Source organism: Flavobacterium crocinum, from assembly GCF_003122385.1.
Taxonomy (GTDB): domain Bacteria; phylum Bacteroidota; class Bacteroidia; order Flavobacteriales; family Flavobacteriaceae; genus Flavobacterium; species Flavobacterium crocinum.
Window position 1 is genome coordinate 1,891,405 of record NZ_CP029255.1, and the last position, 15,513, is coordinate 1,906,917.

Sequence of the window (15,513 nt, forward strand, 5' to 3'; positions counted from 1 at the left end):
AAAAGAATTCTATGCGTAAAATTTGTATTTTGTTGCTGGTCTTACTCTGCGGTAATGTTTTGCGTGCGCAGGTTACCCCGGCAACTCAAGATACAACTAAAACTCAGTTTTCAGTTGGTAAAATTGAGCTTGAAGATCCCCCAAGTGTATTGTCAGCTTACAAATACGATCCTATCACAGATCGCTATATTTATACCAACTCTGTTGATGGTTTCTCTATCAACTATCCTTTAATTCTGACGCCTCAGGAATACGAAGATTTGCTTCTAAAAGAATCCAGAAGAAATTATTTCAGAAAAAAAATGGATGCCATTGATGGCAAAAAAACAGGAGCAGAAGCTGCTAAAAAAGATCTACTTCCACGATATTATATCAATTCAAGTCTGTTCGAAAGTATTTTTGGAAGTAATACCATTGATGTAAAACCCACAGGATCAGTTGAAATGGACTTAGGGATGCGTTATACCAAACAAGATAATCCTTCATTCTCACCAAGAAACAGATCCAGCTTAACTTTTGATTTTGATCAGAGAATCAGTATGAGTTTAATGGGGAAAATCGGAACTCGTCTGGAAGTTAATGCCAACTACGATACACAATCAACCTTTGCATTTCAAAACTTATTTAAACTGGCTTACACACCTTCTGAAGATGATATCGTTCAGAAAGTAGAAGTGGGGAATGTTAGCATGCCATTAAACAGTACATTGATTAGAGGTGCGCAAAGTTTGTTTGGGGTTAAGGCACAGCTGCAATTTGGTAAAACTACAGTTACGGGAGTATTCTCAGAACAAAAGTCTCAAACCAAAAGTATAGTCGCAGAAGGTGGAGGGACAGTTCAGAACTTCGATTTGTTTGCATTAGACTATGATAATGACCGACATTTCTTCTTATCACAATATTTTAGAAATAAATATGATGCTTCTCTGAAAAGTTATCCGCTTATTGATAGCCGTGTTCAGGTTACAAGAATAGAAGTATGGGTAACCAATAAACAAAACAGAGTAACCACGACAAGTAACAATTTAAGAAATGTTATTGCACTTCAGGATTTAGGTGAAGGCCAGGTAACGGGCGTGCCGGATAATGAAGTAGTAGTAATTACAAATCCTGCAGGATTTTTTAATAATGGTATAGATTCTCCAACAGACAATACCAATAATAAATACGATCCGGCTTCTATAGGAAAAGCTGGAAGTTATTTAAATTCTAATATTAGAGAAATTGTTACAGCCGGTTCCGGATTTAATAATACAAATGTAGCTGAAGGAACAGATTATTCGATCTTGGAAAATGCCAGAAAGTTAACCACAAACGAATATACGTTTAATGCCCAATTAGGGTATATCTCGTTACAGCAACGTTTGGCCAATGATGAAATTTTAGCAGTTGCGTTTGAATATACAGTAGGAGGAAAAGTCTATCAGGTTGGGGAATTTGGTAGTGATGGTGTAGATGCAACTGTTGTGACAGGAAGCAACAATAATAATCAGGCTGTAATTACACAGAGTTTGGTTTTAAAAATGCTGAAAAGTAGTTTGACAAACGTTAAAAATCCGGTTTGGAACCTGATGATGAAAAACGTGTATCAAATTCCACAGGCTTACCAAATCAAACAAGAAGATTTTAGACTTAATATTCTGTACACAGATCCTTCGCCGATCAATTATATTACACCGGTAACAGGGACAACGTTTCCGGCAAATCCGGCACCGGATGATATGGTAGAGAAAACACCTTTACTAAATGTTTTCAATCTGGACAGATTAAATTATAATAATGACCCTCAAACAGGAGGAGATGGTTTTTTTGATTATGTTCCGGGAGTAACGGTGGATGTACAAAATGCCCGAATCATTTTTACCACAAAAGAACCTTTTGGAGAGCTTTTATTTAGAAAATTAGGAGGTGGAAACTATAATGATCCAACGACGTACAACGACAACCAGAAAAAATATGTATTCCAGAATATGTATAGAAATACTCAGGCTGCCGCTTTACAGGAAGGACAGAAAAATAAGTTTTTGCTTAGAGGGAAATACAAATCGTCAGGAAGTAATGGTATTCCAATTGGGGCATTCAATGTGCCTCAGGGATCTGTTGTGGTAACCGCAGCAGGAAGAGTACTGGTTGAAGGGATCGATTATAGTGTAGATTATCAATTAGGAAGAGTACAGATTTTAGATCCGTCGCTTCAGGCTTCTAATACTCCAATTGAAGTTTCGTTAGAGAATAATTCCATTTTTGGACAACAGACCAGAAGGTTTATGGGATTCAATATCGAACATAAAATTTCAGAAAAATTTGTTATTGGTGGAACGTTCTTAAAGATGACAGAACGTCCTTTTACCCAAAAATCAAGCTATGGACAAGAATCTGTAAATAATACCATTTTTGGTTTTAACGGAAATTATTCAACAGAAGTTCCGTTCTTAACAAGATTAGCCAACAAACTCCCAAATGTGGATACAGATGTTCCTTCTAATCTTTCTATCCGTGGAGAAGTTGCGTTTCTAAAACCGGATGCTCCAAAAGCAAGTGATTTTGAAGGAGAAGCTACAATTTATATTGATGATTTTGAAGGATCTCAAACCACAATCGATATGAGATCTGCTTATGCCTGGAGTTTGGCTTCGACACCAATGATAAACGATATAACGGATAATACTTTTAATGCCAATTATAATACATTAGAATACGGTTACAAACGTGCAAAACTTTCCTGGTATACAATTGATCCTGTTTTTTATGCTTCAAAACCTTCAGGTATTTCAAATGATGATTTGTCTTTAAACTCTACTAGAAGGGTGTACAGTCGTGAGTTATATCCAAATACCGATATTGCTCAGGGACAGATTCAGGTTATTAATACACTCGATTTAACGTATTACCCATCAGAAAGAGGACCATATAATAATAATCCTGATTTCGGAACGATGAATCCTTCTACTAATTTTGGAGGTATTATGCGTGCTCTGAATTCAACCAATTTTGAGCAGGGTAATGTTGAGTATATTCAGTTTTGGGTTTTGGATCCTTATGTTGGAAATGGACAGGCTCAGCCGGGAAATAGTGGAAAAATCTATTTCAATTTAGGTGAAGTTTCCGAAGACGTTCTTAAAGACGGAAGAAAACAATATGAAAACGGATTAGGTCCAGATCAGGTTATGGTAAATCCACAACCAATCTGGGGAGATGTTCCGGCATCACAATCATTAATCTATGCTTTTGATACTAATTCAGATAATCGTAAAAATCAGGATGTTGGTTTAGATGGTTTGCCAAGTTCAAGAGAGGGGTCTGTTTATACCAATTATGCAGGTGAAGTCGATCCGGCAGCAGACGATTATACCTATTATTTAAATACGACCGGAGGAGTTTTAGATCGTTATAAAAATTATAACGGAACAGAAAATAACTCTGCAGTAAGCGTAGATGATCCAAATCGTGGTTCTACTACACTTCCTGATGTTGAAGATATCAATCGTGACAATACTATGAGTACTATCAATGCGTATTACGAATATAGTATTGATATAAAGCCGGGAATGGATGTAGGAGATAAATATGTTACAGATGTTCGTCCGACTACTGTCGAACTTCCAAACGGAAGTACGACCAATGCAAGGTGGATTCAGTTTAAAATTCCGGTTTCTCAGCCACAAAAAACAATTGGAAATATTACGGATTTTAGATCAATTCGTTTTATGCGTATGTTTATGACCGGATTTAATGATCAAATGACAGTGCGTTTTGGATCTTTAGATTTAGTTAGAGGAGAGTGGAGAAAATACACTGGTTTATTAGATGCAAATTATACTAATCCAACAAATGATGGTGTTGAATTTGATGTAGCTGCAGTAAACATTCAGGAAAATGGAACAAAAGAACCTGTAAATTATGTAATTCCTCCAGGTGTTCAAAGAGAGCAGTTGTATAATAACAATACAATCATTAATCAAAATGAACAGTCACTAGCGTTGAGAATTGGCGGGTCTGGTTTACAATATCAAAATGCAAAAGGAGCGTTTAAAAGCGTTAGTGTCGATATGCGACAGTATAAAAAGCTAAAAATGTTTTTACACGCAGAATCTATAAGAAATGAAGTTCCTTTAGAAGACGATGAAATGATAGGATTTATTCGTTTTGGAAATGACCTTACCGATAACTTCTATCAGGTTGAAATTCCTTTAAAAGTGACTAAAACGGGAGGCTCTGCAGCTATAAGCCCGGATTTGGTATGGATGGACGAGAATAATATTGATTTAGCCATGTCATTGCTGACAAGAATGAAAATTTTAGGAATGAAAATTGGTCCTAATGATGCCAGAAGAGATATTAATGGTATTTATTATCCTGATAAAGATCCAAGCGTTGAAGGAGGAGATGAAGACAGTAAATTAACTTTAGGTATAAAAGGAAATCCTAATTTCGGTTTAGTCCGAAACTTAATGGTCGGAGTAAAAAGCCAGGCAGATCATAAGGATTTGAAAGGAGAATTCTGGTTTAATGAACTTCGTATGTCCGATCTTGAAAATAAAGGCGGTATGGCAGCTTTATTGAACGTAGATACCAACATGGCCGATTTGATGACTTTGTCTGCATCCGGTAAAAAGAGTACGATTGGTTTTGGTTCTCTGGAACAAGGAGCAAATGAAAGAGATCGTGAGGATATTCAGCAGTATAACATTGTAACCAATATTAATTTAGGGAAATTAATGCCTAAAAAATGGGGTATTAATCTTCCGTTTAATTATGCCATTGGAGAAGAAGTTATTACTCCGGAATATGATCCATTTAATCAGGATATCAAGTTAAAACAATTAATCGCAGAAACTACAGATCCGGCAGAAAAAGATAATATAAGAAAACGTGCAGTAGATTATACTAAACGTAAGAGTATTAATTTTATTGGAGTAAGAAAAGACAGAGCGCCAGAGCAGAAACCTCATGTTTACGATGTGGAGAATTTTACATTCTCTCAATCGTATAATCAGGTGGAAAGACATGATTATGAAGTTGAAACTTATGAAGATGAACAGTCTAATACAGCTGTAAACTATGCTTATACTTTCCAGCCAAAAGAAATAGTGCCGTTTAAGCAAAACAAATTCATGAAGAAAAGTGATTATTGGAAAATGCTGAGCGACTTTAATTTTAATTATCTTCCTTCAAACATTTCTTTTAATACCAATATCATCAGACAAAGTAACCGTCAGCAATACAGACAGGTGGAATTAGAAGAGGGAAGTATCGGTCTTGATCCGTTGTACAGAAGAAATTTTGCCTTTAATTATCAGTATGGTTTCGGATTTAATTTGACAAAATCGTTAAAATTAAATTATACAGCAGCTTCTAATAATATTGTTAGAAACTTCCTGAATGATGATAATACACCAAAAGAGGATTTTAATATCTGGGATGATTATTTTGATATTGGTATTCCAAATCAGCATTTGCAACAGTTGGTTTTAAACTATGAAATTCCAATCAATAAAATTCCGATTTTTAGTTTTGTAAAAGCAAATTATTCTTATACTGCTGATTATAACTGGCAGAGATCTTCTACGGCAATGTCTCAATATATCGATGAAAATGGCACGCCTTGGGATTTAGGAAATACAATTCAGAATGCGAATTCGAATACTTTTGCTACAACATTAAATATGAATTTATTGTATAAGTATTTAGGTTTAGTTCCGGGAGGAAAACCTGCGGCAAAAGCAAAACCTGCCGGTCCACCTAAACCAGGAGAAAAAATTGTAAACACCGCGAAACCCGTTACAAGCAGTAGCCCTTTTTATGATGGCTTGATTGGCGTGTTAACCAGTGTTAAAAACATTCAGGTTAATTACACCAAAAATAGCGGAACTGTTTTACCGGGTTATGTTCCGGGAGTTGGTTTCTTTGGTACATCAAAACCATCTTTAGGATTTATTTTTGGAAGTCAGGATGATGTGCGTTATGAAGCGGCTAAAAATGGATGGTTAACGGATTACCAGAATTTTAATCAGAACTTTACACAGGTAAGCAATAAACTTTTGAAAATTACAGCAAACGTAGATTTGTTTCCTGATTTGAAAATAGATTTGGCAATGGATCGTTCGTATTCTGAAAACTCTTCAGAACAATATACAGTTAGAGATTCTATTGGTCAATTGTTTTATAAGCCGTTGTCTCCATATACTTATGGAATGTTCTCTATTTCTACAGTAATGATAAAAACAGCTTTTGCTACAAGTACAGAAACGGAATCTTCTGCTTTTGATGATTTTAGAAGTAATCGTTTGATTATTGCAAACCGTTTAGCAGAACAGCATTATGGGGCGGGTGCCGAAATTCCGAGATATGGTGATGTAAATAATCCAATTCCGGCAGAGACAGATCCAAATTATAAAATATATGTAGCCAATGTTGGTTATCCTATAGGATTTACGAAAAGTAATCAGGCTGTATTATTACCGTCTTTCCTGGCAGCATATACTGGAGGTGATGCTGAAAAGAGTTCTACCGGGATTTTCAGGAGTTTTCCAATCCCGAACTGGTCGGTGAAATATAACGGTCTGATGCGCTACAAGTATTTTAAAGATCGTTTTAAGCGTTTCTCTTTGCAACATAATTATAGAGCGTCTTATACGATTAGTCAGTTTAGATCTAATTTTGATTATTTGGAAACTCCGAACGGACAAGATGTTAATACCAATTTCTTTAATAAAACGATTATGTCAAATGTCAATTTAGTGGAGCAGTTTAGTCCGCTTCTACGAGTTGATTTTGAGTTGAAGAATTCTTTCCGTTTGTTAACAGAGGTTAAAAAGGACCGTGCTTTGTCTATGAGTTTTGACAATAACTTATTGACAGAGGTAAAAGGAGTAGAATATGTTATAGGTTTAGGATATCGTTTTAAAGATGTTATTTTCTCCTCAAGACTCGCAGACAATCCAACCGGAATTATTAAAAGTGATATTAATTTAAAAGCAGATTTTTCATTTAGAAATAATGAAACATTAGTTCGATATTTAGATTACGATAATAATCAGTTGGCAGCGGGACAGAATATATGGACTTTAAAGTTAACGGCTGATTATTCTTTCAGTAAAAACTTAACCGCGATATTCTATTATGATCATTCGTTCTCAAAAGCTGTGATTTCAACATCATTCCCTTTAACGAACATTAGATCAGGTTTCACACTTCGTTATAATTTTGGAAATTAATTTTAGGTTTCTAAACTAGATTTCATTAGAAGATTATTACATTTGTGGCTTAAATTTTAAATTATCAATTTTCAAACATACTATTATGAGCATACCAGCAAATTTAAAGTACACAAAAGATCACGAATGGGTTAGCATCGAAGGAGATGTTGCGACTGTAGGAATTACTCATTTTGCACAAAAAGAGTTAGGGGATATCGTGTATGTTGAGGTAGAAACTTTAGATCAGACACTTTCAAAAGATGAGGTTTTTGGAACTGTTGAGGCTGTAAAAACAGTTTCAGATTTATTCTTACCATTAACAGGTGAAATCATTGCTTTTAATGAAGATTTAGAGAGTGCTCCTGAAACTGTAAATTCTGATCCTTACGGAGCTGGATGGATGATTAAAATTAAGATTGCTGATGCTTCAGAAATTGATACTTTATTATCTGACCAGGCTTATAAAGAATTAATCGGTGCCTAAACAACTCTTATTAATCTGGGCAATTATTTGTTCCGGAATTATCGCTTATCTGTGTTTAACAGATTCGGGTAACTTGCCGGTAGTTAATTTCCCAAGTTTGGATAAAATTGTACATTTCTGTTTTCATTTTGGATTTACAATTTCGTGGATTTTGTTTTTCAAAAAAGAATTAAAAGGAAAAGAAGCGGATGATTATAAAGCGTATTTGATTTCGTTTATATTCTCTGTTTTTTTTGGAATTACAATCGAGATCCTGCAAAATGCTCTTACAGTAACAAGAGCGGCAGATATTTCAGATGTTTTGGCCAATGCACTTGGAGCGTTTATGGCAGTTTTTTGTGCTATTGCTTTCAAGAAGCAGATCGATAAGATATAAAAATGAAACCCACTTCGGTGGGTTTTTTTGTACAAGAAAATCAAAGTTTTAAAAGACTGTTTTTTATCAATATAAAATGTACTTTTGTGCTGGTTTTCTGCAACTTCTGTTATTATGAATATAAAGCAATATTTAGATTCCACTTATTTAAAAACTGCCTCGCAAGCTGGTCTTTCTGAAGCAGAAAATAGGATTGTGGTAAAAAATGCGATTGCCGAAGCCATTCAGGAAGGTTTTAAATTAATTATGATTCGCCCGGAATATGTTTCTTTAGCCAAAGAAATGATAATAGAAGCTAATTCCGTTTTATTGGTTGGAACTGTAATTGATTTTCCGGAAGGAAAATCAAGTCTCGAAACTAAGATTAAAGAAGCCAATGACGCAATTGCAAACGGAGCAGATGATTTGGATTTTGTTTGCAATTATGAAGCTTTTAAAAATGGCTACACAGATTTAGTGAAAAAAGAAATTCTGATAGGAACCCAGATTGGTTTAGCCAATAATAAAACCGTAAAATGGATTATAGAGGTTGCTGCTTTAACAGATAAAGAGATTATTCAGTTATCTGCTTTAATCAAAAATGTAGTGGTTTCTCATTTCAATGAAGAAGAGTTTGGATCTGTTTTTGTAAAATCGTCAACTGGTTTTTATAAAACAGAAGACAATATTCCGAATGGAGCGACAGTTCCAACGATAATTATAATGCTTGAAAATGCTTCGCCATTACCGGTAAAAGCAGCAGGAGGTGTTCGGTCGTTTGAAGAAGCTGCAGAAATGATTCGTCTGGGAGTTAAACGTATAGGAACTTCGGCGGCAAAGGCCATTTCAAATGGAGAAAATACCCCAAATCAATATTAAACAAATACCAATATTTTAAGTGAATAAGTTTTTTTTGTCCCTTGTTTTTATTTTTTCATTTTTCATTGCTTCTTCACAAGTGCAGTCTGGCTTTACAGCAGAAATATTTCCGATTTTTTCAAATTGTGAAAATTTAGATGGTAAAAAACTGGAAAATTGTTTTTATAAAGAAGTTCAGGATTTTGTATTTGCTAACTTTCAGATTCCTGAAAATTTAAAACAAAATAATTATAAAGGACAAGTAAAAGTGCTTTTTGAGGTAAATGCTGATGGGGAATTTAAAGTAATTTACGTTTCGGCAGCAAATGAAGAATTATCCGAAGAAGCTAAACGTGTATTTGGTAAATTTCCAAAAATAAAACCTTCAACTTATAACGGAAAGGCAACTTATTCTAAATATACAATTGCTATTGATATTCCTCTTAAAAGTTCGGAACAATTAGCAGCAGAAGCTTTGGCAGCAGCCGAAATTTTAAAACCTATCGAAAAACCAATGACAGAATTGGATAGTATTGTGTATAAAAAATACAATAATCCAGAATTTGAAAGTCATTTAAATATTCCGTTTTCACATAGTTATTATGCGCAGTTTGATGCGGCAATGAATCAGGTTGGGAGTAATAATCACACCGCCTCTAAGCCTTATACGTATGCTGAGGTTTCGAAATATTATAATTTGAAAGCCGTTAATCAATCCTTGCAAAAGAATGTTTCATCTTGGCTGGGAAGAAAATGGTGGAACGAAAATATGGTTCAGATTCAGGGAGAAGATTACTGGTTTTCTTTAAATCCGATTGTGGATTTACAACTTGGAAAAGCTTCAGATCTTGATGCTTCATATACTTACGTAAATACCAGAGCATTGAATTTTAGAGGAGGTTTAGGAAAACAAATCAATTTTACGACTACATTTTTTGAAAGCCAGGGAAGATTTGCAGGTTATTTTAATGATTATGCCGAATCTATTAAACCTTCCGGAGGAAATCCGGCCATTATTCCGGGAGTTGGAATTGCGAAAAGATTTAAAACAGATGCTTACGATTTTCCTTTAGCGGATGCTAATATTACTTTTACGCCAAACAAGATTTTTGATCTTCAGTTGGGGTATGGACGAAATTTTATTGGAGATGGTTACCGTTCACTTTTGGAAGGAGATGGAGCAAGCCCTTATCCTTACTTTAAAATCAATACCAATTTCTGGAAAATAAAATATACCAATACCTATATGTGGATGAAAGATGTTCGTCCTGAGGTTACAGAGGAAAGAACATATGCTACCAAGTTTATGGCTAATCATTATCTAAGCTGGAATGTTTCCAATAGATTAAATCTTGGTTTTTTTGAATCTGTAGTCTGGACAGATTCTAATAACAGAGGCTTTGATATTAACTTTGTAAATCCAATTATTTTTTATCGTGCAGTAGAATTTGGATCTTCATCTAAAAGTGGAAATGCTCTTTTGGGAATCACAGGCAAATACAAATGGAATAACAGTATTAATCTGTATTCTCAATTTCTTATCGATGAATTTTCAGTTTCCGATGTTGGAGCCGGAGATCAAAGTTGGAAAAACAAATTTGGTTTTCAGTTAGGGGCAAAGTATTTCAATGCATTTAATGTAAAAGATTTATTGGTTCAGGTTGAATTTAATCATGTTCGTCCTTATGTATATTCTCATAGTGCAGTGATTACCAACTACGGACATAATAACCAAAGTGTTGGGCATCAATGGGGAGGAAACTTTAAGGAGTTAATTTTAATAGGTCGTTATCATAAAGGACGTTTGTTTGGAGATGCTAAATTTACAATGGGAACAAGAGGTTTGGATTTTGATACAGCCGAAGATTCTTATAACTACGGAGGGAATATTTATAAAAGTTATGACGTAAATCGTCCATACGATACCGGTGTCAAAGTAGGGCAGGGAAATAAAACCAATATTTTTATAGCAGACATTCAGGGAGGTTATTTGATTAATCCAATGACGAACCTGAAATTGTTTGGAAGTCTTATTTATAGAAATTTTGATCCGACTCAGGAAACGGCAACCACTTTTAAACAAAGTACAACCTGGTTCAGTATCGGATTACGCTCTGATATTTTTAACTGGTATTTCGATTACTAATTTTTAATAAGATTTTTCGAAATAATAGTGTTAAAGATTTGTGAGTTCTTATTTTGTGCAGGTTTTATTGAAAAAAATCTATTTTTATAGGTTTATATTCTACAATCTAATTTGTACATTTGCACCACTCAAAAAAAATACACAAACAACAACGGTATTGAACGCTGCAAAAAATACATTATCAATCAAATCAATATTTCTGGATTTCAAAGAGATTACTAAAGCCGGTTTGGCTATTAGTGTTTTGTTTTCTTCTATCGCGGGATATTTATTAGGAGTTGATTCTGAACATCCTTTTAAATGGAGTGTTTTAGTAATTTTATCTATTGGTGGTTATTGCATGGTTGGGGCTTCAAATGCTTTTAATCAGGTAATTGAAAAAGATATCGATTCTTTAATGGATCGTACTAAAAATCGCCCGGTTCCTTCAGGGCGAATGTCTCCAAAAGTGGCGCTACTAGTAGCAAGTTTACTTACAATTCTGGGTATTGCGCTTCTTTATACTATAAATGCAAAGTCAGCAATGTTTGCTGCAATTTCTATATTTCTTTATACAAGTGTATATACACCATTAAAAACAGTTACTTCATTATCTGTTTTTGTTGGCGCTTTTCCGGGAGCAATTCCATTCATGTTAGGCTGGGTGGCAGCGACAGGAGAATTTGGAATTGAAGCGGGGACTTTGTTTTTAATTCAGTTTTTCTGGCAGTTTCCTCATTTCTGGTCTATCGGATGGTTTTTGTATGAAGATTATGAGAAAGCAGGAATTTTTATGCTTCCAACAGGAAAGAAAGACAATGGAACTGCATTGCAGATTATTTTGTATACAATTTGGCTTATAATAGCATCATTATTACCGGTTTTAGGTTTTACAGGACAATTATTTATTTCTCCAATTACAGCAGTTTTAGTGTTTCTATTGGGAATTTGGATGCTTTTTTATGCAGTTAAACTTTATAATTTAAGAACTGCAAAAGCGGCGAGGACATTAATGTTAGTAAGTGTATCTTACATTTCGCTGTTGCAAATTGTATTTATAGTAGATAAATTTTTAAGATAGTTATGGAAATGACAATGAAAATAAGCGAAGAACAAGTAAGAAAGTCTAAATCAGCAAAATTGATTCTGCTTTTTGCAATGGTAAGTATGACCATGATGTTTGCAGGATTAACAAGTGCATTTGTGGTAAGCAAATCCAGAGCAGACTGGTTGAAAAATTTTGAACTTCCTTCTGCGTTTTACTGGAGTACAGCAGTGATTATTGCTTGTAGTGTTACTTTTTATCTGGCAAAAAAAGCCATCCAGAAAGATAGCAGAAGCGCAGTTACAGGTCTACTTTTAGGAACTTTGGCTTTGGGAATTTTATTTATAGTGTTACAATTTCAGGGGTTTGGACAAATCGTTGAACAGGGGTATTATTTTACTGGAGAAGGTAGTTCAATTACTACAACTTTCCTTTATGTAGTAACGGTAACACACTTATTACACCTTGCAGGCGGATTAATTTCACTTTTAATTATAATTTATAATCATTTTAAACAAAAATACAATTCGACTCAAACTCTTGGTATAGAACTAGGTGCGATGTATTGGCACTTTTTGGATTTATTGTGGGTGTATTTATTTTTATTTTTATATTTCTTTAAATAAGAAAAAAACGTAAATTTGGGAACTTTTTAACGAATATCTTTTATGGGAGCGACAGTTACTACTGCAAACAACGACGAAAAAACTTGGGGAGGCGGTCATGAGATCCAGCCACTAGGATCAAGTTATGGTAAAATGATGATGTGGTTTTTTATCGTATCAGATGCCTTAACATTCTCTGGATTTCTGGGAGCTTATGGTTTTTCTAGATTTAAATTTATCGAAACTTGGCCTTTGGCTGATGAAGTGTTTACTCACTTTCCATTTATGCATGGTGTTGCGGCTCCAATGTATTATGTAGCATTAATGACTTTTATTTTGATCTTTTCTTCTGTAACAATGGTTTTGGCTGTTGATGCAGGTCACCAATTGAAAAAGACAAAAGTTGCAATTTATATGTTCTTAACTATTATTGGAGGTCTTATTTTCGTTGGTTCTCAGGCTTGGGAATGGAAAAACTTCATTAAAGGTGAATATGGAGCAGTTGAAACAGTTGGAGGAAGTTTACTTCAATTTGTGGATAAAGATGGTAAAAGAGTAGCTCTAGCTGATTTTGCTGTTAAATTGCCAGAACAAAGAGAAGCTTTAACAAGAAGCCACTCAACTTGGTTTATGGAAGATGCAGAATCACAACCAAGCTTTACAGTAGCTGAAGTTCAGGCTGGATTTAAAGCACATCCTGAAATTTTAATTAGAACAGAAAAACTTACTGATAAAAAGAAAAAAACAGTTTTATCAAGAGAAGAATCTGAAAAACATTTAGCAAGTGCTAAATACGTAGTAGAAGGAGCTAACTTGATCAGAAACGAATATGGTAATAAATTATTCGCTGATTTCTTCTTTTTCATTACAGGTTTCCACGGATTCCACGTATTCTCTGGAGTTATCATCAATATCATCATTTTCTTTAATGTATTATTAGGTACTTACGAGAAAAGAAGAAGCTACGAAATGGTTGAAAAAGTTGGTTTATACTGGCACTTCGTAGATTTAGTTTGGGTATTTGTATTTACAGTATTCTACCTAGTTTAATCTTTTAGAATTTAATTATTATGTCACACGAGCACGTATCAAATACAAAAAGAATCTGGTTTGTTTTCGGATTACTTTCAGTAGTAACTACAGTAGAAGTTATTTTAGGTATCTACAAACCTGCATCATTAGAATTCACGCATTTTATCGGTTTGAATTTGTTAAACTGGATTTTCTATATCCTTACCATTTTCAAAGCATATTATATTGTATGGGCATTTATGCACATGGAAGGTGAAAAAAGCAGCCTTAGATGGTCTGTAGTTTCTCCTGTTATCTTCCTGGTTTTATATTTATTGTTTATTCTGTTAACAGAAGGACATTATATTTATGGGGTTTTTAAAGATTCTACTATTAAATGGAATTTTTAACATGATATTAATTCGAAAAGAAGCTCCGATTTACGGAGCTTTTTTTATTTTTGTACCTCAATAATTTCCGTTAATACAATGAAAAAAAATATAGTTCTATTTGTACTTTTTGTTTTGCCAATTGTAGCTTATTTGTTTTTTGCTTCTGGTGTAAATAGTTTTACAACACTTCCTGTAATAACACCAAAAGTGGCTGATTTTGGCAACTGGAAATCATTAAACGGAAAAAAAGTTTCTCTCGATAAAAAAATAACTGTTCTTGGTTTTTCGGGTTCAAATATTTTAGAGAATAGAGGGAATTATTTCAACTTAAATGAAAAAATCTACAAACGATACAATGGTTTTGAAGATCTTCAGTTTGTAATTTTGTGCCCGCTTGGGACCGAAAAAGAAGCACAGAAAATTGTTGATGCTTTATCTCCTTTTACAGATGTTAAAAACTGGAATTTTGTTTTTGCATCAAATGAAGAAATTCAGCAGTTTTATGATCAGCTTCATTTAAAAGGAAAACTAAATCAAAATCTGGGAACTTCTAATGTTTATATTGTAGATAAAGAACGTAATCTTAGAGGAAGAAAAGATCAGAAAGAATATAAAGATGGATACGACACTTTTCATCCTTCAGAATTAAGTAATGAAATGCTGGATGATTTCAAAATCATTTTATACGAATACCGCGCCGCTTTAAAGAAAAATCATAACGCTACAAAGCAACTTTAATACTCATTTATAATGTTTAAAAATAAATCATACATAGGAATCTCCTTTATCATTTTGATTTTTGGGATTTATGCTATTCCTAAAATCGTAGAACGTGTTAAAAACGGAGATGTTGTAAAAGGAAACCGTCTGGATAATGTTGAAGCAAAATCTTCAAAAGAAGCAAAACTTCTAACCATTGGCCCGGCTCCAAAATTCGAATTGACCAATCAGGATAATGTAAAAGTTTCTAATGAAACTTATAAAGGAAAAGTTTATGTTTTAGAATTCTTTTTTACAACTTGCCCTTCAATTTGTCCAAAGATGAATATGAGTATGCTGGAGATTGAAAAGACTTTTTTCGGTAATCCTAATTTTGGAATCGTTTCAATTACAATAGATCCCAATCATGATACGCCGCAGGTTCTAAAAGATCATGCTAAGCTGTTAGGAGTAAAATCTTCAAACTGGAATTTCCTGACAGGAGATAAAAACGTGATTATGGATTTATCAAACAAAGGTTTTAATCTGTATGCAGGCGAAAATGATAAAGTGAGCGGTGGTTTTGAGCATTCCGGTTTGTTTGCCTTAATTGATAAAGACGGGAACATTCGTTGCAGAAAAGACGAATTCGGGAATCCTAATATTTATTACGATGGTTTAGATAAAAAAGGAGTTCGCGATATTCAGCAAGACATTAAAATTTTATTAGAAGAATAAAA

General features: G+C 34.0%; 11 protein-coding genes. All 11 read left to right on the forward strand.

Annotated features, from left to right (window positions below):
* Positions 1–11: 11 nt before the first annotated feature.
* Complete coding sequence (gene sov, locus HYN56_RS08635; RefSeq protein WP_109191805.1) at positions 12–7,217, forward strand: T9SS outer membrane translocon Sov/SprA; 7,206 nt, start codon at positions 12–14, stop codon at positions 7,215–7,217.
* Positions 7,218–7,302: 85 nt separating this feature from the next.
* Entirely contained in the window at positions 7,303–7,683 is a 381-nt protein-coding gene (gene gcvH / locus HYN56_RS08640; protein ID WP_095927914.1) for a glycine cleavage system protein GcvH, read from the forward strand.
* On the forward strand, positions 7,676–8,059 hold the full coding sequence (locus HYN56_RS08645) for a VanZ family protein (protein WP_109191806.1): 384 nt from the start codon (positions 7,676–7,678) through the stop codon (positions 8,057–8,059). The genes gcvH and HYN56_RS08645 overlap by 8 nt, the downstream gene beginning before the upstream one ends.
* A 114-nt stretch (positions 8,060–8,173) precedes the next feature.
* Positions 8,174–8,917 (forward strand): deoxyribose-phosphate aldolase, encoded by a 744-nt coding sequence (deoC, locus tag HYN56_RS08650; RefSeq protein WP_109191807.1) that lies wholly within the window; start codon positions 8,174–8,176, stop codon positions 8,915–8,917.
* Positions 8,918–8,936: 19 nt separating this feature from the next.
* Complete coding sequence (locus tag HYN56_RS08655; RefSeq protein WP_109191808.1) at positions 8,937–11,042, forward strand: energy transducer TonB; 2,106 nt, start codon at positions 8,937–8,939, stop codon at positions 11,040–11,042.
* Positions 11,043–11,199: 157 nt separating this feature from the next.
* Entirely contained in the window at positions 11,200–12,102 is a 903-nt protein-coding gene (gene cyoE / locus HYN56_RS08660) for a heme o synthase (RefSeq protein WP_109191809.1), read from the forward strand.
* A gap of 2 nt (positions 12,103–12,104) precedes the next feature.
* The gene (locus HYN56_RS08665; protein WP_109191810.1) at positions 12,105–12,692 is read left to right on the forward strand and encodes a cytochrome c oxidase subunit 3; all 588 of its coding nucleotides are present in this window, start codon (positions 12,105–12,107) and stop codon (positions 12,690–12,692) included.
* A 42-nt stretch (positions 12,693–12,734) separates the two neighbouring features.
* The gene (locus tag HYN56_RS08670; protein ID WP_109191811.1) at positions 12,735–13,721 is read left to right on the forward strand and encodes a cytochrome c oxidase subunit 3; all 987 of its coding nucleotides are present in this window, start codon (positions 12,735–12,737) and stop codon (positions 13,719–13,721) included.
* A 20-nt stretch (positions 13,722–13,741) separates the two neighbouring features.
* Positions 13,742–14,092 carry a cytochrome C oxidase subunit IV family protein gene (locus HYN56_RS08675; RefSeq protein ID WP_091492369.1) on the forward strand — a complete coding sequence of 117 codons (351 nt, stop codon included), beginning with the start codon at positions 13,742–13,744 and terminating at the stop codon, positions 14,090–14,092.
* A 78-nt stretch (positions 14,093–14,170) separates the two neighbouring features.
* Positions 14,171–14,812 carry a hypothetical protein gene (locus HYN56_RS08680; protein WP_109191812.1) on the forward strand — a complete coding sequence of 214 codons (642 nt, stop codon included), beginning with the start codon at positions 14,171–14,173 and terminating at the stop codon, positions 14,810–14,812.
* Between the two features lie 12 nt (positions 14,813–14,824).
* Positions 14,825–15,511 (forward strand): SCO family protein, encoded by a 687-nt coding sequence (locus HYN56_RS08685; protein WP_109191813.1) that lies wholly within the window; start codon positions 14,825–14,827, stop codon positions 15,509–15,511.
* Positions 15,512–15,513: the final 2 nt, after the last annotated feature.

Bases quoted from the DNA above. Each gene is read 5' to 3' on its own strand.
- sov (WP_109191805.1), top strand. From the start codon at position 12: ATGCGTAAAATTTGTATTTTGTTGCTGGTCTTACTCTGCGGTAATGTT.
- gcvH (WP_095927914.1), top strand. From the start codon at position 7,303: ATGAGCATACCAGCAAATTTAAAGTACACAAAAGATCACGAATGGGTT.
- deoC (WP_109191807.1), top strand. From the start codon at position 8,174: ATGAATATAAAGCAATATTTAGATTCCACTTATTTAAAAACTGCCTCG.
- HYN56_RS08665 (WP_109191810.1), top strand. From the start codon at position 12,105: ATGGAAATGACAATGAAAATAAGCGAAGAACAAGTAAGAAAGTCTAAA.
- HYN56_RS08670 (WP_109191811.1), top strand. From the start codon at position 12,735: ATGGGAGCGACAGTTACTACTGCAAACAACGACGAAAAAACTTGGGGA.
- HYN56_RS08675 (WP_091492369.1), top strand. From the start codon at position 13,742: ATGTCACACGAGCACGTATCAAATACAAAAAGAATCTGGTTTGTTTTC.
- HYN56_RS08680 (WP_109191812.1), top strand. From the start codon at position 14,171: ATGAAAAAAAATATAGTTCTATTTGTACTTTTTGTTTTGCCAATTGTA.
- HYN56_RS08685 (WP_109191813.1), top strand. From the start codon at position 14,825: ATGTTTAAAAATAAATCATACATAGGAATCTCCTTTATCATTTTGATT.